This window comes from Bacillus sp. Pc3 (assembly GCF_000815145.1).
GTDB classification, from domain to species: Bacteria; Bacillota; Bacilli; order Bacillales; family Bacillaceae; genus Bacillus; species Bacillus velezensis.
The window spans coordinates 3,558,125-3,573,234 of record NZ_CP010406.1 but is presented as its reverse complement, the minus strand read 5'-3'; the positions used below and the strand labels follow the sequence as shown (position 1 = coordinate 3,573,234).

Genomic DNA, 15,110 nt, shown 5'->3' with positions numbered 1-15,110 from the left:
CCCAAAACGTCCGGTAAGCCTTGTTTTCAGGAAGCAGGGTTTTGATTTTATAAGTTAAAGGAGTAGAATCGCATTGTCTAATATGATTGCTTTAATTATTGTTGCGGCGTTTATCGTTTATATGATCGTGTCGTATTTTTACCAGCAGCGTTTAATGAAAACACTTACGGAAGAGGAATTCCGCGCGGGCTACAGAAAAGCGCAGCTGATTGACGTCCGTGAACCGAATGAATTTGAAGGCGGCCATATTCTCGGCGCGCGCAACATTCCGCTGTCACAGCTGAAACAGCGCAAAAGTGAAATCCGTCCTGATAAACCCGTTTATCTGTACTGCCAAAACAATGTCCGCAGCGGACGCGCGGCACAGACGCTCCGCAAACACGGCTGCAAAGATATTTACAACCTGAAAGGCGGATTTAAAAAATGGGGCGGAAAAATTAAAGCAAAAAACTAATCATAAAAAAGAGCTTCCGTATAAAACGGACAGCTCTTTTTTTTACACCGTGTCAGCGGATGCCGTCAAGTGTACGTTCGTATTTTAAAACGGGCTTTCTTGCCGCCTTGGTTTCATCCATTCTTTTGACAACTGTTGTATGCGGCGCCTCCTGAACGATTTCAGGCGATTCGTCCGCTTCCCGCGCAATTTGAATCATGGCATCTATAAACGCATCAAGCGTTTCCTTCGATTCCGTTTCCGTCGGTTCGATCATGATGCTTTCTTCAACATTGAGAGGAAAATACACAGTCGGCGGATGATAGCCGAAATCCAAAAGCCGTTTGGCAATATCAAGCGTTCGTACGCCGAGCTTTTTCTGCCTTCTTCCCGATAACACAAATTCATGCTTGCAATGACGGTCATACGGGAGATCATAATAAGGCGCGAGTCTTCTCATCATATAATTTGCATTTAAAACCGCGTTTTCGGTCACAGCTTTTAAGCCGTCAGGCCCCATGGACCGGATATACGTGTAGGCTCTGACATTAATGCCGAAGTTGCCGTAATAAGGTTTTACGCGCCCGATCGACTGCGGCCGGTCATAGTCAAAAGTCAAACGGCCCTCTTTTTTCGTGAGAACGGGTTTCGGCAGATACGGAATGAATTCTTTTTTCACTCCGACCGGACCTGAGCCCGGCCCTCCCCCGCCGTGCGGCCCGGTAAATGTTTTATGCAGATTAAGGTGAACGACGTCAAATCCCATATCTCCCGGTCTTGCTTTACTTAAAACGGCATTTAAATTCGCTCCGTCATAATAAAGCTTTCCGCCGGCCTGATGGACGATTTCAGCCATTTCCGTAATGTTTTCCTCAAATAATCCAAGGGTGTTCGGATTCGTCAGCATCAGCGCCGCTGTTTCTTCGTTTACCGCTCTTTTCAAATCTTCAATGTCAACCAACCCATGCTCATTTGACTTGACGGTAATCGTTTCAAAACCGGCGACCGTGGCGGATGCCGGATTCGTACCGTGGGCTGAATCAGGGACAATCACCTTCGTCCGTCCGAAGTCTCCCCGTGCTTCGTGATAGGCGCGGATCATCATCAGGCCGGTCCATTCGCCGTGAGCGCCCGCCGCAGGCTGCAGCGTCACCTCGTCCATGCCCGTAATCTCCTCCAAGTGTCCGCTTAAATCGTATAAAAGCTCAAGCGCCCCCTGAACCGTGTCCTCGTCCTGAAGCGGATGAATAGCGGAAAAACCTGCGATCCGGGCAATTTTTTCATTTAATTTCGGATTGTATTTCATCGTACAGGAGCCGAGCGGATAAAAGCCTGAATCAACTCCGTGGTTCCTCTTAGAAAGAGCGGTATAATGCCGCATAATATCGAGCTCTGATACTTCTGGCAGCTTTGCGTCTTCATCGCGGATATAGTCACCGGGAAGAAGGCTTTCAAGCTCTGTTTCCGGCACATCAAGCTCCGGAAGGCTGTAACCGATACGCCCTTCGCGGGACATTTCAAAAATAAGCGCCTGATCTTGATTATTCATGTTGATCCCCCAATCCCGCAATAAGCGAATCGATCTCTTCTTTTGTTCTCAGCTCTGTGACGGCAATGAGCATATGCTGATTCAGTTCCGGATACGCAAGGCCTAAGTCATATCCGCCGATTATGCCGTCTTGCAGGAGCCGCCGGTTTGCTTCCTTGACGGGAAGATTCAGCCTGACGGCAAATTCATTAAATATCGGGCCGTCAAATGCTACGTGCAAGCCGGCTTTTTCCGCTTGGCGTCTCGCGTAATCAGCTTTCAATATATTTTGGCGGGCCATGTCTTTGACGCCGTTTTTTCCGAGCGCCGTCATCGCGACTGAAGCTGCTAAAGCATTCAGCGCCTGATTTGAACAAATGTTAGACGTGGCTTTGTCTCTTCTGATATGCTGCTCACGCGCCTGAAGGGTGAGAACAAAACCTCTTCGCCCGTTTTCATCTTCCGTTTGGCCGACAAGCCGGCCCGGCACCTTTCTCATCAGTTTTTTCGTTACTGCAAAATAGCCGCAGTGCGGGCCGCCGAACGCCGCAGGTATGCCGAAAGGCTGCGCGTCCCCGACAACGATATCAGCTCCGTATGCCCCGGGCGGTGTCAAAATACCGAGCGCGAGCGGGTTTGAAGAAACAATCAGCTGGCTGTTTCCTTTATGTGCGAGCGGCTCAATGTCCTTTAACGGCTCGATTTGTCCGAAGAAGTTCGGATACTGGACGATCACGGCGGCCGTTTCATCACAAACGGCATGTTCCAATGCTTCAAGATCTGTGACGCCGTTTTTCGCGGGCACCTCTACAACCTCAATATATTGGCCCTTTGCGTATGTTTTCAAAACATCCCGCGATTCCGGATGAACGGCTGCGGAAATGACGATTTTTTTCTTTTTCGTATGTCCCGACGCAAGCATCGCCGCTTCCGCCAGCGCCGTTCCCCCGTCGTACATAGAGGAGTTTGCGATATCCATTCCCGTTAATTCACAGATCATCGTTTGAAATTCAAAAATCGCCTGCAGCTCTCCTTGTGAGATTTCAGGCTGGTAAGGCGTATATGCCGTGTAAAACTCTGATCGGGATATCACATGATCGACGATAACCGGCTGGTAGTGATCGTACACTCCTGCGCCCAGAAAAGATGCATATGTAACAGCGTCTTTATTTTTCGCCGCAAGCTTCGTCAGCTCTCTCGTCAGCTCTGTTTCTGATTTTGCTTTTTTAATTTGGTAGTCTTTTTGAAACCTCACATCTTCCGGAATATCGGCAAACAGTTCATCAATTGTTTCTGCGCCGATGGCTTTCAGCATTTCTTTTTTATCCTGTTCTGTCGCGGGCAAATATCGATGCTTCATATGACTCTCCTTTTTCAGCTCTGTTTTGGACGTTTATAAAACGGTGTGCGGACAATCTTCGCTTTTACCGTTTTTTTACGGATTTCCACTTCTACTTCCGTTCCGACTTCACTGAATTCCGTTTTGATTAAGGCAAGGCCGATATTTTTCTTTAAAGTCGGAGATTGCGTGCCTGTCGTGACTTCACCGATCGGAACACCGTCTTTTTTCACGGCGTACCCGTGTCTCGGAATCCCTTTTTCAATCATCTCAAGTCCGACCAGCTTTCGCGGGGCTCCTTTTTCTTTCTGTTCGCGCAATACAGACTTCCCGAAAAAATCGGAATCTTTCTTGTGTTTCACGGCAAATCCGATTCCGGCTTCAATCGGTGTAATATCTTTCGTCAATTCCTGACCGTATAAAGCAAGCTTCGCTTCAAATCTCAGCGTATCACGGGCGCCGAGGCCGCACGGAACGAGGCCTTCATGCTCTCCCGCTGCAAGTATCTCCTTAAATAGATGAACCGCATCTTCATTGCGGCAATATAACTCAAATCCGTCTTCACCGGTATAGCCTGTTCTTGAAAGCAGGACTTGTCGTCCGGCAACGTCCGTCTCGTCAATAAATGTAAACGGCTTTAAGGAGGACAAATCACATTCAGTCAGCTTCGTAAGAACCGACTGAGCATTCGGCCCCTGAACGGCAAGCAGTGAAATCCCGTCAGACTGATTCGTCAGCGTGACATCGCCTTCCGCATGTTCCGTCAGCCAAGCGATGTCTTTTTCAATATTAGACGCGTTAATCACGAGCAGATAGCAGCTCTCGCTTTTCTGATAGATCAGCAAGTCATCGACCGTACCGCCGTCAGGATAACACATGGCGGTATAAAGCGCGTTTCCCGGCTTTAAATCGGCAACGTCATTTGTCATCATTTTTTGCAGAAAAGACAGGGCGTCTTTACCGGATACTTCGACTTCCCCCATATGAGACACATCAAACAGGCCCGCTTTTGTGCGGACGGCTTCATGCTCCTCTTTAATAGAAGAAAATTGAACCGGCAGCTCCCATCCTCCAAAATCAATCGTTTTTCCGCCGTATTCTTTATACACGTCATAAAGCGGTGTTCGTTTCAGCATCATCTTCCCCCTTCAGTCATTGGCGCATTGTAAAAACATATAAAAAAGGACAGAGAAACACCTCATGAAAATGAAGGTTTCTCTGTCCCGGCACCTGAAAGTTTACTTTATGAACATATCATAAAGACGTCCCCTTTGGTGGCCTGCTTCTTCTAAGTGCAGACACTCTCCAGAGTTGCGTCGAGCAAGAGTTCTTTTGCCTGAGAGATTCACTCCGCAGTTTGCTCCTTCGGCGCCCGGACGCCCATCTTTCGTCCGAGTCTCTCCCCTTGCTGTCATTCGCTCATATTTACCAATTTTATGGACATACTAAAGCAATATCTTTTAGTGAAATCATTACTTATATCCTACCACCCTCATTTACGTCCGGCAACAAAAATTATGATAAATCAGTTTTTTAAAAGAAAGGCGGTTTTGTTACATATGACAGCAGAGATCATATTTGATGCAAACTGGCCGGGAGAGTTTTCTGAGCGGCTGAAAACGGACGGTCCCTGGTCAAATTGGGAGATGTACAAACTGTCGGCTGAAGTCCAGCAGACCCTTGCCATTCCTGAATTTGAAGGGTTGAGGGCTCCTTTATACCTGCCCGATTTCACTCCGCTTCCACATCAGCTTGAGGTCGCGCAGAAAGTCGTTGAAAAAATGAACGGCAAGGCGATTTTGGCTGATGAAGTGGGGCTCGGAAAAACGGTGGAAGCGGGCCTGATTTTAAAAGAATATATGATTCGCGGGCTGGCCAAAAAAATCCTGATTCTTGTGCCGGCATCACTCGTTTCCCAGTGGGTGAAAGAGCTTCAGGAGAAGTTTTTAATACCCGCTGTTGAACAGAAGAAAAGCTATGTGTGGGAACAGTGCGATATCGTCGTTTCTTCTATTGATACGGCCAAACGCTCGCCACACAAAGACATTGTGCTTTCTATTCCGTATGATCTCGTCATTATTGACGAGGCGCACAAGCTCAAAAACAGCAAAACGAAAAATTATGAATTTGCGAGAAGTCTTGTGAAGAAATACTGCCTGCTTCTGACGGCGACGCCGATTCAAAACCGGATCGAAGAAATCTTCAATTTAGTGTCACTGTTAAAGCCCGGCCATTTAGGAAACGAAAGCGGATTTCAAGAAACCTTCAATCAGAAGGACGGGATTGACGCTCATGAGCATTTGAAAGAGCTCGTCAATAAAGTGATGATCCGCAACACGCGGAGCGACACCGGCCTTACATGGACGAAGCGCCACGTGGAAACAGTGCCGATCACCTTTTCACCGACGGAACAGGCGCTTTACGATGACATCGCCGCACTGAAAAACGGCACGGAAAAGCCCGCCAGCGCATTTTCCATTATGACGCTGCAAAGAGAATGCTGTTCAAGCAGGGAAGCCGTGTATATGACGCTCAAAAAAATGCTTGACCAAAAAGACAAACAAGCGCCCGCATTCGATGATCAGACGATCGCTAATTTAATGGACCGCATCAATCAAGTCACGCAAAACTCAAAAGCGATTCAAGTTGTTGACTTGATCCAAAAGATTAATGACAAAGTCATTATTTTTACTGAATACAGGGCGACACAGATTTACCTGCAATGGTTCCTTCAGCAGAACGGCATAAGCTCCGTTCCGTTCAGAGGCGGATTTAAACGCGGAAAAAAAGACTGGATGAAGGATCTCTTCCGCGGCAAAGTGCAGGTGCTGATCGCTACAGAAGCCGGAGGCGAAGGGATCAACCTGCAATTCTGCAACCATATTATCAATTATGACCTCCCGTGGAACCCGATGCGGCTTGAACAAAGAATCGGAAGGATTCACAGACTCGGTCAGGAAAGAGATGTCCATATCTACAATATGGCGACAAAACATACGGTGGAAGAGCATATCTTAAAACTTCTGTATGACAAAATTCATTTATTTGAAAATGTCGTCGGAGAATTAGATGACATCTTAACAAAAATCAAAGTGAGCAATTTTGAAGACCATTTGCATGATATTTTATGCCATTCGCTGACAGAGGAAGAAATGAGAATCAAAATGGACAATCTCACCTCTTTTCTGTCGTACGGTACGGAAAAGCCCGCCAGAAAAAAAGGATCTTAATCTAAAAGGAGGAAGCGCGACATGAGACAGCAGGAGGTTCACGAATTTTTACTGCGCTTTTTTGAAGCGAACCACTGTCCGATTACAGAACACGGGCCGGGTTTTATGACGGTTCAGTTGACGGTCGAGATGGACAAACAAATTATGAACCGCCCGTTTTATTGGCATTGGCGTGAAAAAACGGGCGGCGAACCGAACCCGATGAAGATTACGTTCATCACTGATAAAGAAACGGCTCCGGAGGATATGGACGGCGAATTTATTTACTTTGGAGCCCCGCGCCTCTTTCAAATCTTTCAAGCAGTTAAACAAAATGGGAGATTTACAAGAATATATGAGAAAATTGTATCAGCCGGAGCCAGAGTGCCGCTTCAGCCCTGGCTTGGATTAAATGTAGTGATTTCATACCAATCCGACATGAAAAAAGACAGACTTTTGTCTTTAGGCCTGCATCTTGTTTCTGGAACAATTATAGAGGGGTTTCAGCAGAAGCTTGCACCGCTTCCGCTGACCTCGCAAATATCAGACTATTGCTTTACCATATCGCCGATGATTAAGCCGGAAAGCGGAATTAAAAGAATGGAGCATTACTTAAAAGACGCTGCCGCCAAAGAGCCGTCAGACTGGGCTGACAGCGCGATCGCCAGATGGAAAAAGGACCTCAGGCTGCTCGATCAGTTTTATGAGCAAACAGAGGAAAAACCTGAGGAATACCATTTGGAAAAACAAGCGCTGAAAGCCTTATATCAGCCGAACATTCACATTCAGATTGAAAATGGCGGTTTATTTTTCCTGCAAAGTAATTTTTCTGGATAAGCGTTATCCATTCGACACCTTTCCCGTTTTTTCTGGAAATTCTATATTATAATAAAAGTATATAGAAAAAATTTCTGGCGTTTCGCATGCGATGAATCACTTCCAGACATGTAAAGATAAGGTCATGGGCGGATTGGCTGAAATACATAAACAAGTATTTTAGGAGGAGAAAATGCATGAAAAATGCAAAAATGGAATTTTCGCAATTAGATAAGGAATGGGTTGAGCTGATATTAGAAGCCCAAAAAGCAAATATCAGCCTAGAAGAAATACGCAAATACCTGCTTTCGCATAAAAAGTCTTCTCAACATATCCAGGCAGCCAGAAGTCATACCGTAAATCCTTTCTGAATGTGCTATAATATCACAAGGAAGGTGATGACATTGATTGGCCAGCGTATTAAACAATACCGAAAAGAAAAAGGCTACTCACTATCAGAACTAGCTGAAAAAGCTGGGGTAGCGAAGTCTTATTTAAGCTCAATAGAACGAAATTTACAGACGAACCCCTCCATTCAATTTCTCGAAAAAGTCTCCGCTGTTCTGGACGTCTCGGTTCATACTTTACTTGATGAAAAACATGAAACCGAATACGATGGTCAATTAGATAGTGAATGGGAGAAATTAGTTCGCGATGCGATGACATCCGGGGTATCAAAAAAACAATTTCGTGAATTTTTAGATTATCAAAAATGGAGAAAAGCGCAAAAAGAGGAGTAGTGCCGCCATATGTGCACAACTCCTCTTTTAACTGTCCGACTTTCGGATTAGTTTTTATCCTCACTGTGAGCCTTTTCATTTTCCTTGACGTAACCGTCTTTATCCGTATGATCTTTCGTAATGGTCAAGCCGTTCCATTGCGTTGCTTCAAAAGAGAATTGAAGAGAAATCGCATTGCCTTGGAACTTGTTTTGCACACTTAATCCGTCCGCAGTTTTTGCGGTGTCATTTTTAAATTGGATTTCCATTCTCACCTGGTCATAATCAGCAGGCGTTTTCGGAACTCCGTCGTACTCAGGAGCTGTTTTGCCGTTAATGGTTGCTACATTGACTTTTCCGCTCTCACTCAGGAATTTCGGATCAATGTGCTTGCTGATCGCTTCGGCAGCTGCTTTATCCTGTTTTGTTGACATTAAGTATAAGTCTTTCAGGCTGGCCGCCTTCAAAATGATATTTTTAGGATAGCCGTTGCCCCCTTCTTTACCGACTGTCAGAACCGTAATTTCAAACTGACTGAGGAAATCCTCCGCAGATTCATTTCCTTTCTTTGCTCCTTTAAAGTCAGTAAAATTCAAAGCCATCAGCACTTCTTTAATAGCAAGTGAACCATTGTTTCTGAATTCAAAATCTTTCGTCAATTTATCGCCTGGTTTTAAGTTTGACAAATTGACATTGGCTGATTGTTCTTTAGCCGATAAATCAAGTGTTCCTGACGCAAATGTAGCGTCTGTCGACTTCACATCATTAAATGCGGCCCATGTGCCTCCTCCTACTAATGCTAAACCGAGTGCGGCTGAGGCAACGCCCAAGCTTAATTTCTTTTTCATACCCATGTTTGTACTCTCCCCTTACTTTTTATTTTTGTTATCAAATCCTGTCGCCAGGTTGCAACCGTATTCATGTGGAGATGGTTCCCTTTTTCGCATGTTCTTCCAGCGCTTTCGTTTTCCGCTCAATATCGCGGAGGGCGCTGACAATGACTGTTATTGAGTAAATCAAAAGCATGACGCCGGGAACGATTAACAGAATCGCCGTTCCGATCGGCTGGCTGGCCAAATGTATGACATATCCGGCATACGGAAGCTGATATCCTGTATACTGGGCCGCCACTTTTTCAGCTTGAACGGGTGCGGCATCCGGGGCGGCATTATGGTCCCCTTTTGTCTCAAACAGCAGGTTCCCGTCCTTTTTTGTGATCCCGATTATTCTGTGTGTGACGGCTGTTCCGTCATCTTGGGTAAAGGTGATCACATCCCCTTTTTCTAAGTCATTCACGTCAGAAATTTTCTTTACCGCTATGAGCGAACCCGTCTTAAATTCCGGGTCCATTGAACCCGACAGCACGGATTTCAGCGTATAGCCGAAGATGGCCGGCTCACCCCCGGAAGCCCGGGTCGAAATCACCGTTAACGTCAGCACAATAATCAAGCTGAAGATGACGGCATACAAAATATTACTGATCAGTTTCAGCGTTTTTTTCATGTTCTTCCCCGCTTTCTTTTACCGGCTCAGCCGGCTCTTTCTCTGTTTTCTTTAGATCGGAAACTGTCGCCTGTTCCCGGCATTTGACGAGTTTCATCGGTTTTGACCACTCAAATTTTTCTTCGTCCGCCGGATACCCTTCAGGCTTGTAAACCTTGAATGCGTATATGCCCGGCTGCAAAGACCGCTTTGACTCAATTTTATAAATCGTTTTGCTTTTTTTATCAGTAATAAGCCCTTTATCCACAACATTGCCGTTTCGTAAAGGCTGCTGCTGAGAAGCGATTTTATGGAGCTCCCATTTCCAGTCAGAAACAGTCCGCTCTTTTCCCTTATTCTCCAGCTCGGCATAGAGCTGAAGCGGCGCACACACGGTGCCTGACGTATCAGTTTGATTTGTTATATGTAAATCACTTTGATCCCAGCGTTCGTCATAACGGCAATCGTCATCCGTATATTGAAAATCTCCGCACGTTTGAACCTGGAGACTGAAGCTTTTCACATCATTGAAGGAGGAACTTGTATCACCTGTGAACTGAGCACATATCGTCACGGACAGGCAAAAAATGAACGAAAGCCGTAACAATAGCATCATCCGCCATCTCACCTTGCCCTTTTTTTCCATTCGCAACAATCGGAACATGCCTTACCCCCTGTAAAACTGTTAATAAATATGACAACCGTTCTCTTTAAAGAACTGTATGAACAAAGTATAATCAAGGATTATCGTCTTGAAAAATGTCAAAATCGGTCAAATTGTTCGTTTTTGAGAATGGTATCTTTTAAAAACAGCGTTTTGCTTCAAATTACACACCTTTTTGGAATTTTTTCTAATAAAACGTGAGAAAATAACGAGGTGCCTAGAACAAAATGGAAAGTATATACAGCGAAAGGACGAAGAATGATGATCAAACAAAGTCTGATTTGCCTTTCTCTTCTTGTTTTCGGGGTTTCAGGAACAGCTCAGGGGGAAACGGTGCCTTATTATGCTGTTCACCATAAATCAAGATGGGAAAAGTTAGCAGAAAAGGAAGCTAAAAAAAGATATCCGCTCTCCCAAACGTTATTTATTCAAAAGGTGTGGGATCGGAAAAGAACGGACGAAGCAGTCAAGCAATACCACTTGACATTGCGGGATGGCGCAAAAGAATTTGGCGTGTTTGTTACGATTTCTTTTAATCCCTACAGCCAAAAGGTAAATAAAATTGCCGTCATTGAGGAATACCAATAAGGCCCTCCTGTATCAGGAGGACCTTTCGTGTGATTCACTTTATTTTTTCCGCTGCATCCACAGCTTAAAACTATACGGCAATATTCCGAACCAGTGCTGAGAAGCCGGCACTTTCTTTTCTTTCCGCACTTCTTTTCGCTCTCTCCGTTCCTGTTTCGGCGTATCGAAATATTTAACGAATTGCTCAGTCATATATTTTACATAATCATTTGTTTTCACGGCTCTCACCTCATAGTGCTGTCTTTACTATGAAGTGTTGTCCCGCCGCCTCTTTTTTATACTTCCGTCCATTGAATCAGCTGTTTCTTCTTCTGATCGAACAAAAGGTGAGCCTCCCGTCTCGTTCCTGTCGTGGTTTCCGCCTGAATTGTAACCTGAACCGTTTCCCGGCGATCACTCCCCGTGATGTGAAAAGAAACGGTGCCATACGGAAAACGCTGTGTACCAGTTTGGACCTTTTGTCCCTGTGTCATATGGCGGCTTGACAGCAGCGCGCCGTTTTGGAGCAAGTTCTCTCCGATCCAGTATTCCCCGGCCTCTTTTGCAAATGTTTTTCGGGTGATGAAATCAGATGAAGTATAGCTGATGACAAGTAAAACTGCGGCAGAAACAAACAGAACCGCGGGATATATAAAACCGTCAGATTTGTACATTTAATCACCTTTAAAAAAGCTGTAAACCGGAATGACCGCCTGATTCTTTTTACCTGCAACGCTTGAGATCTCTAATAAGAGCAGGCCGTTTTTCACATCAGCCGTTAATGATGCCGCGTTTTGCAGGATCGGCACGTGGCCTTTTCCGTTTACTCTTTTCCTTATCATCTTATGATAAATTTCAAAACGCACTTCTTCGCCTCCGGTTTTCCGGCATGCTAACGCCCGTCCGCCGTCCGCCGGCTCCACAGCCTCAGCCTGTTTACATTCGTTCATGATCTGCTGAACGGCAATTTGATGCTCCCGGCTGTCTAATCCGCCGTTATCGGTCCGGTTTGATAAAAACAGATGTAAAATCGGGCCCAAGGTGCCTGATAGGAAAAGACAGACTGCCAAGGAGAACAAAACATTAAGAAGCGTAAAGCCAGTCTGTTTTGAGAATGCTGAGGCACATTTCTTTTTCGCTGCGGTCAGCCGTACACACTTTGTAATACTCACCATCCTCCTTCCACTTCACACCGGGAGACGGCGGCTTTTTTCCGGTCATCATATAAGTGCTGATATGTTTCTGAAGAAGCTGGTACGCTTCCTGGCGATCTTCTATTTTCAGACCATCTGTCAGCATGCCCGTCCAGACCGGAATGATAGACGTCATAAGGAACAGCCAAATGGCCATTGCTGATAGTGTTTCAATAGTAGAGAACCCCTTATTTCCGTTTAGCATGGACATTTCCGCTCCCTAAGTAAACTGTGATCTCATAGGTGAACCCGGCGCTCTTCAATTGGATCTTTCCTCCCGAATTCGGATGGCCTTTTTCGTTAAATTCAAGGCTCTCCGGTAAAGTCACAAGTGTAATGTGAAGCGAATCAAAGGAACGCTCGACAATCCTTCCGCCTGACTGCAGTTTGTATTTATGCTCTTTTGGAAGAAAAGTGATTTTTGTTCTTTTATGTTCTGCGATAGCCGTTTCCTGAGCAAGCTGAATATCTTTTTGGAGCTGTTCTGTTTTTTGCCGCACGGCAAGGTGGGTGCAGGCCGGCGGAACCGTCGTGAACAAAACCGTCAGCAGGACGGACGCCAGACTTAACACAATCAGGCTTTCAAGAAGGGTAAACCCATTTTCTGTCCGCCTGTTATTGTTCAACTGTAACTTCTCCGCCACTAATTAAGATCTGTTTACCATTCGGGCAGACTGTATTCTTTTTGATATACCCCTCTGATTGTAAATCGTTCATATCCGGCATTTTACCTTCATGGTCGATTTCGTACGCCGTCACTTGGGCTTTCACCATATTCTGCAGTCCTTCACAGCCTTTATGCTGAATGCTTTGATTATGTTTTGTAACGTTAGGAATGGTGATTAAAAGCAGAATGGAAACGATAAATAAAACAATCAGCATTTCAATTAAAGTAAATCCATCTTGATTTTTCAGACGAAGCACTCCCTTACATTTGGTTCATCATCTGGTACATCGGCATCAGCATTGACATGTAGACAATTAAAATCATACCGGCCACAACACCGTAAATGACAGGCTGGAGAATGCCGGTATACTTCGCCGCGTTTTGTTCAAGACGCTCCATCATAAACTGGCTGTACGTATAAAGTTCGCGGTGAAGCAGGCCGTTTGCCTGTCCGTGGCTGACTGCAGCCGCAAGGTCTTTTTCATAACACGGATGCCCAGAAAGAGCGGATTCTATGGTTTCTCCGGCTTTCAGACGTGTAATGAGCATCTCTGCTTCTTCTCGATAAAAAGGCAGAAAAGATTGTTCTTTAAAAGCTGTTAAGCTGTCATAGATAGAAAGGCCGGATTTCAGAAGACTGCTGAGCTGTAAAGAGAAAAAGTAGCTGTTAAAAAGAACGGCCGCTTTTCCTAAGAGGGGTATTTTCACAACAATCAGCATTTTATCTTGCGGGGACTTTTTCTTACATAAGAACCAAACGTACAAAAACAAGCAGAAAGCGGCGGAAAGCGCCAGTGCGCAGGCTTCATGAAAATGCCGAAAAAACGCAAAGATGAAAGCAGTCGTACCGGACGTATTCATATTCATTGATTGATAAATCCCAGAAAACTGCGGAATAATTAAACTTTGCAGGATATAAAACATGACACAGACGGAAAAAATTAAAAACATCGGATACCGGAGCATTTTTTTGATTTGATTCGTCTGCATGAGCTTTCTCTGTAATAATTCGCCGCTTTGTTTCATCGCCCCCGGCAATTCCCCGTGTTTCTCCGCGAAATAGCAGATAGAGACGGCTTCTTTATGAAAAGACAGTGCCTCAAGCACTTGGTAAAACGCATCACCTTCTCTCAGCCGGCGGATTCCTTCCTTCAGCTCTGCAAGCTGACGTTTATGCAGCTGGAGTTGCAGCAGTCTGAGCCCTTCAATCAGGCTGTATCCTTTTTCCGTCATTTCACCGAGCCTTTTCAAAAAAGCCGCTTGATCCTTCAACGGCCATGTTCGTTTAATCCGCTTCATGATACACCCACCGATCGTAATTGTCGGTCGTGACATAGCCGAGCGCGATTCCTTTTCTGATCAGCCTGCGGAGCGTCTGATATTGAAAATTGGCGTGCTCTCCCTTTGCTTCCTGAAAGCATTGGGTGAGGTTTTTCCCGTAGAGCAGTTCATAAATGCCCGCACGGCGTGTCTGCCTGTACATCCGGCAGTACACGGAACAGTTTTCCTCTTTGCAGAACGGACATGTTAAATCAACCAGACGCTGAGCGGCAATAGCAATGACGGTTTGTTCAATTTCTGTCATGTTCACGCCGAACTCCAGCAGCCTGTATATGGCGCCCTTAGCATCTCTTGTATGCAGGCTTGAAAGAACGAGGTGTCCCGTCATGGCCGCGCGGACTGCGATTTCAGCCGTCTCGGCATCTCTGATTTCCCCTAAAATGATCATATCGGGATCATGTCTTAAAATCGCTTTTAAACCGGCGGAATATGTGACTCCGGCTTTTTCATTCACCTGAACTTGCAGCACATCCTCATCTCTTGTTTCTACGGGGTCTTCAAGCGTGACAATCCGCCGGTTGAAATGCCTTTTTGCATAGTTGACAAGCGAGTAAAGAGTGGTCGTTTTTCCAGATCCGGTGGGGCCGGTAAACAGAAGCAGGCCGTGCGAATGCTTCAGAAAGGACAATAGTGCGGCGCCCGCCCCCCGAAATAAGGACAGTTTATCCAGAGGGGGAATCTGCCGCTTAGGCAAAAGCCTGATGACAAGACTTTCATCATTCATTGTCGGCAAGGTTGACATTCTCAAATGAACGGTTTCCGTCGGAAGCGGCAGAGACAATGACCCGTTTTGCGGCTTACGTCTTTCTCCTATATCCATGGCCGATAAAAACTTAAAATGAGAAATAAGCCTTACGCATTCCTCTTTTTTTAAGACTCTTTTTTTCACAAGAGCATGGCCGATGCGAAAATGAATGAAAGCATCCTTTTCTCTCGGCACAATGTGTATATCTGAAGCCCTTGCCGTATAGGCCTCGTTTATGATGTTCCTGCTATATGTTTCAATATTTTTCACAAGACTTCCCTCCTTCCGCACGTATTGTAAATCAGATACACAAAAGCCGGCAAAGGAGAGATTATGCGTTTTACAGTGTGTAAAACGTAAAAAAATAAAAAATAAGCCACCTGACATTGATTTACCGAATGAAATCC

At 45.4% G+C, this 15,110-nt stretch carries 20 protein-coding genes and 1 riboswitch; of the genes, 6 read left to right on the top strand and 14 right to left on the bottom strand.

The features are described 5' to 3' along the window. The first annotated feature begins 73 nt into the window (after positions 1-73). Positions 74-454: a rhodanese-like domain-containing protein gene (locus SB24_RS17290; RefSeq protein ID WP_007408335.1), complete on the top strand. Its 381-nt coding sequence runs from the start codon at positions 74-76 to the stop codon at positions 452-454. Positions 455-506: 52 nt separating this feature from the next. Here SB24_RS17290 and gcvPB read toward each other — a convergent pair whose 3' ends face one another. Genes gcvPB through gcvT form a run of 3 tightly spaced genes read right to left on the bottom strand, consistent with a single transcriptional unit; the run spans position 507 to position 4,436 of the window. Further along, positions 507-1,982: an aminomethyl-transferring glycine dehydrogenase subunit GcvPB gene (gene gcvPB, locus SB24_RS17285; protein WP_031378950.1), complete on the bottom strand. Its 1,476-nt coding sequence runs from the start codon at positions 1,980-1,982 to the stop codon at positions 507-509. Further along, positions 1,975-3,321, bottom strand: coding sequence for an aminomethyl-transferring glycine dehydrogenase subunit GcvPA (gene gcvPA / locus SB24_RS17280; RefSeq protein ID WP_015417808.1), 1,347 nt, complete (start codon positions 3,319-3,321; stop codon positions 1,975-1,977). Before gcvPA ends, gcvPB begins: the two co-directional genes overlap by 8 nt. 14 nt (positions 3,322-3,335) lie before the next feature. Continuing rightward, a complete protein-coding gene (gcvT, locus tag SB24_RS17275; protein WP_031378949.1) occupies positions 3,336-4,436 on the bottom strand; it encodes a glycine cleavage system aminomethyltransferase GcvT in 1,101 nt (366 codons plus the stop codon). 178 nt (positions 4,437-4,614) lie between these two features. Next, a riboswitch (glycine riboswitch) is annotated at positions 4,615-4,715 on the bottom strand. A gap of 144 nt (positions 4,716-4,859) precedes the next feature. On the opposite strand from gcvT, the gene SB24_RS17270 reads away from it, so the two are divergent. The 4 genes from SB24_RS17270 (at position 4,860) to sinR (ending at position 8,065) form a co-directional block, all read left to right on the top strand. After that, entirely contained in the window at positions 4,860-6,530 is a 1,671-nt protein-coding gene (locus tag SB24_RS17270) for a DEAD/DEAH box helicase (protein WP_031378948.1), read from the top strand. Between the two features lie 21 nt (positions 6,531-6,551). Further along, positions 6,552-7,346, top strand: a complete 795-nt coding sequence (locus SB24_RS17265; protein WP_007408330.1) for a YqhG family protein — start codon at positions 6,552-6,554, stop codon at positions 7,344-7,346. A gap of 176 nt (positions 7,347-7,522) precedes the next feature. Next, on the top strand, positions 7,523-7,696 hold the full coding sequence (sinI, locus tag SB24_RS17260) for an anti-repressor SinI (RefSeq protein WP_003153105.1): 174 nt from the start codon (positions 7,523-7,525) through the stop codon (positions 7,694-7,696). Between the two features lie 33 nt (positions 7,697-7,729). After that, a complete protein-coding gene (gene sinR / locus SB24_RS17255) occupies positions 7,730-8,065 on the top strand; it encodes a transcriptional regulator SinR (RefSeq protein WP_003153104.1) in 336 nt (111 codons plus the stop codon). Between the two features lie 47 nt (positions 8,066-8,112). On the opposite strand, the gene tasA is transcribed toward sinR, so the two are convergent. From tasA to tapA, 3 genes are all read right to left on the bottom strand, one after another. Beyond that, positions 8,113-8,898, bottom strand: a complete 786-nt coding sequence (gene tasA, locus SB24_RS17250; protein WP_007408329.1) for a biofilm matrix protein TasA — start codon at positions 8,896-8,898, stop codon at positions 8,113-8,115. Positions 8,899-8,962: 64 nt separating this feature from the next. Then, a complete protein-coding gene (gene sipW, locus SB24_RS17245; RefSeq protein WP_015240205.1) occupies positions 8,963-9,547 on the bottom strand; it encodes a signal peptidase I SipW in 585 nt (194 codons plus the stop codon). Continuing rightward, positions 9,519-10,190: an amyloid fiber anchoring/assembly protein TapA gene (gene tapA / locus SB24_RS17240; protein ID WP_031378945.1), complete on the bottom strand. Its 672-nt coding sequence runs from the start codon at positions 10,188-10,190 to the stop codon at positions 9,519-9,521. Before tapA ends, sipW begins: the two co-directional genes overlap by 29 nt. Positions 10,191-10,448: 258 nt before the next feature. Here tapA and SB24_RS17235 point away from each other — a divergent pair, with 258 nt between their 5' ends. After that, positions 10,449-10,778: a DUF3889 domain-containing protein gene (locus SB24_RS17235; protein WP_039254490.1), complete on the top strand. Its 330-nt coding sequence runs from the start codon at positions 10,449-10,451 to the stop codon at positions 10,776-10,778. A gap of 39 nt (positions 10,779-10,817) precedes the next feature. Here the strand turns inward: SB24_RS17235 and SB24_RS17230 are convergent, their stop codons facing one another. The 8 genes from SB24_RS17230 to comGA are packed head-to-tail and all read right to left on the bottom strand — an operon-like array spanning position 10,818 to position 14,973. After that, positions 10,818-10,997 carry a YqzE family protein gene (locus SB24_RS17230; protein ID WP_003153093.1) on the bottom strand — a complete coding sequence of 60 codons (180 nt, stop codon included), beginning with the start codon at positions 10,995-10,997 and terminating at the stop codon, positions 10,818-10,820. Between the two features lie 56 nt (positions 10,998-11,053). After that, on the bottom strand, positions 11,054-11,431 hold the full coding sequence (gene comGG, locus SB24_RS17225) for a competence type IV pilus minor pilin ComGG (RefSeq protein ID WP_015417814.1): 378 nt from the start codon (positions 11,429-11,431) through the stop codon (positions 11,054-11,056). Continuing rightward, positions 11,432-11,932 carry a competence type IV pilus minor pilin ComGF gene (gene comGF / locus SB24_RS17220; protein WP_257738552.1) on the bottom strand — a complete coding sequence of 167 codons (501 nt, stop codon included), beginning with the start codon at positions 11,930-11,932 and terminating at the stop codon, positions 11,432-11,434. Continuing rightward, on the bottom strand, positions 11,841-12,155 hold the full coding sequence (gene comGE, locus SB24_RS17215) for a competence type IV pilus minor pilin ComGE (RefSeq protein WP_012117982.1): 315 nt from the start codon (positions 12,153-12,155) through the stop codon (positions 11,841-11,843). Before comGE ends, comGF begins: the two co-directional genes overlap by 92 nt. Beyond that, complete coding sequence (comGD, locus tag SB24_RS17210; protein ID WP_015417817.1) at positions 12,139-12,576, bottom strand: competence type IV pilus minor pilin ComGD; 438 nt, start codon at positions 12,574-12,576, stop codon at positions 12,139-12,141. Before comGD ends, comGE begins: the two co-directional genes overlap by 17 nt. Continuing rightward, positions 12,566-12,832 carry a competence type IV pilus major pilin ComGC gene (gene comGC / locus SB24_RS17205; RefSeq protein ID WP_050515801.1) on the bottom strand — a complete coding sequence of 89 codons (267 nt, stop codon included), beginning with the start codon at positions 12,830-12,832 and terminating at the stop codon, positions 12,566-12,568. Before comGC ends, comGD begins: the two co-directional genes overlap by 11 nt. 46 nt (positions 12,833-12,878) lie before the next feature. Then, the gene (gene comGB, locus SB24_RS17200; RefSeq protein WP_015417819.1) at positions 12,879-13,916 is read right to left on the bottom strand and encodes a competence type IV pilus assembly protein ComGB; all 1,038 of its coding nucleotides are present in this window, start codon (positions 13,914-13,916) and stop codon (positions 12,879-12,881) included. Continuing rightward, the gene (comGA, locus tag SB24_RS17195; protein WP_003153083.1) at positions 13,903-14,973 is read right to left on the bottom strand and encodes a competence type IV pilus ATPase ComGA; all 1,071 of its coding nucleotides are present in this window, start codon (positions 14,971-14,973) and stop codon (positions 13,903-13,905) included. Before comGA ends, comGB begins: the two co-directional genes overlap by 14 nt. Between the last annotated feature and the right edge of the window lie 137 nt (positions 14,974-15,110).